Annotated in this window: 3 protein-coding genes; 2 read left to right on the top strand and 1 reads right to left on the bottom strand. The window is 26.6% G+C overall.

All coding sequences use genetic code 11. From position 1 onward, the window contains the following. Positions 1-182 precede the first annotated feature (182 nt). On the bottom strand, positions 183-383 hold the full coding sequence (locus tag BUB36_RS19005) for a helix-turn-helix domain-containing protein (RefSeq protein ID WP_073153918.1): 201 nt from the start codon (positions 381-383) through the stop codon (positions 183-185). 153 nt (positions 384-536) lie between these two features. Here BUB36_RS19005 and BUB36_RS19000 point away from each other — a divergent pair, with 153 nt between their 5' ends. Then, positions 537-839, top strand: a complete 303-nt coding sequence (locus BUB36_RS19000; protein ID WP_073153915.1) for a helix-turn-helix domain-containing protein — start codon at positions 537-539, stop codon at positions 837-839. Between the two features lie 5 nt (positions 840-844). Continuing rightward, the coding region (locus BUB36_RS18995) for a hypothetical protein (RefSeq protein WP_207550864.1) at positions 845-1092 on the top strand (248 nt) is incomplete at its 3' end.

The following is a 1092-nucleotide window of genomic DNA, read 5'->3' as shown; positions in this document are numbered from 1 at the left end:
TTTCGTACTGAAACAAATATGAAGCTTGATGATATTTCAGATAAAATTAATGCAGTTGAAGCCATAACCAAAGAAAATCTTTATGACATTGCTAAGTTAAAGCTCATTAAATAACTTTTTTTATATTTTAGCTTTCCATAATTTACTATTTTTTTTGAAAGCTTTGATAACGTATACTAAGATTAGGCTGATTGGTCTTCTAGTAAATTGATTAATGGTACTTCTAAGGCTCGGGCTATACATTCCAACGTCTGCAATGAAGGATTAGCATTATTCGTTTCTATCTTAGTTATCAATGTAGGACTTTTGTTAATTTTAACGGCTAGTTGTTTTTGAGTTAGTCCTTTTATTGACCTATATTCTTTGATTTTATCACCCAACATGAATTTCACTCCTCTCTTAAATATATTTTACTGAATATATTTCAGTTTGTCAATACAAAATAAAGAATTTTATTCAGTATTCTCTATTCATCTGTTTATTGATATAATATAATAAACTGAATATAATTCATGTAAAGCGAGGTCTTTTAAATTATGAATATTGGTTTAAGATTTAAACAAATTAGGAAACTTCATAAGTTATCCGCTAATAAACTTGGAAATAATTTAGGTGTAGACCCATCTACAATTACTAAAATAGAAAATGGAAATTCATTACCTTCACTAAAATTATTAATAGCTTTCTGTAAATATTTTGATATAACACTTGCTGAATTTTTTAAAGATGATGATAATTTAACTCCTGAAATCCAAGAGTTTCTATATACTGCTAAGAAATTAACTCCTGAACAACTTAAAGCTTTTTCAGAAGTTTTTAAAACCATCACGAAAGGATGATTATTATGTCAAATGAAATACTAAAGCAATTATTAAGTGAAGTAAAAAATATTAATAAAAAATTAATTTCAGTAGAAACAGAGTTGAAAAATTTCAAAAATGAATCTAATGAACGTTTCTCTAGACTTGAAGAAGGTCAATCACGCATTGAGAAAAAATTAGACACTGTTCATGACCAAACTGCAAATCTTACTGAATTTCGTACTGAAACAAATATGAAGCTTGATGATATTTCAGATAAAATTAATGCAGT

It is taken from the genome of Paramaledivibacter caminithermalis DSM 15212, assembly GCF_900142245.1.
GTDB classification, from domain to species: domain Bacteria; phylum Bacillota; class Clostridia; order Peptostreptococcales; family Caminicellaceae; genus Paramaledivibacter; species Paramaledivibacter caminithermalis.
This window is presented reverse-complemented; position numbering and strand designations above follow the sequence as displayed.

What these genes read in the sequence shown, in the direction of transcription:
- BUB36_RS19005 (WP_073153918.1), bottom strand. Translation starts at nt 383, where the DNA reads ATGTTGGGTGATAAAATCAAAGAATATAGGTCAATAAAAGGACTAACT.
- BUB36_RS19000 (WP_073153915.1), top strand. Translation starts at nt 537, where the DNA reads ATGAATATTGGTTTAAGATTTAAACAAATTAGGAAACTTCATAAGTTA.